Genomic DNA, 397 nt, shown 5'->3' with positions numbered 1-397 from the left:
AAGCGTCGAGGTGAGTGTCGGGGAGGTGACGGCGTCGGGGCCGGTGTTGTCGGCGGTGAGGGTGTAGCTCAGGTAGGGCACCAAGATGCACAGGTGCGGCTGAGCGGTGAGGTTGACATCGATATCCGCCGTCCGCGGCAAGGGGCCGACGGCTATGCCGTAGGGGCCGGTGAACCCGCTGATCGTGTCAGTGACGGCGTTGGTTCCGGTGCTGATCACCGAGACGGTGTCATCAGCCTGGCTGGTGGCATAGGCGGCCGTGCCGGACGGGTTGACCTCGACCCTGGCCGGGCTGTCGCCGACCGGGACGGTCGCCGTCACGGTATTGGTCGCCGTGTTGATCACTTTCACGTCGTCACTACCGGCGTCGGCGACGTAGGCCCTCGTGCCGGACGGG

Annotated in this window: 1 protein-coding gene; it reads right to left on the bottom strand. The window is 67.3% G+C overall.

Features of this window, described 5'->3' with window-relative positions:
• Positions 1 to 397: YncE family protein (locus tag CAY82_RS27760; RefSeq protein WP_368681567.1), on the bottom strand; the 397-nt coding region annotated here is incomplete at both ends.

It is taken from the genome of Pseudomonas sp. SID14000, assembly GCF_002165135.1.
In the GTDB taxonomy this organism is placed as follows: domain Bacteria; phylum Pseudomonadota; class Gammaproteobacteria; order Pseudomonadales; family Pseudomonadaceae; genus Aquipseudomonas.
The sequence above is the reverse complement of the archived record's forward strand: the minus strand, read 5'-3'. Positions and strand labels throughout refer to the sequence as shown.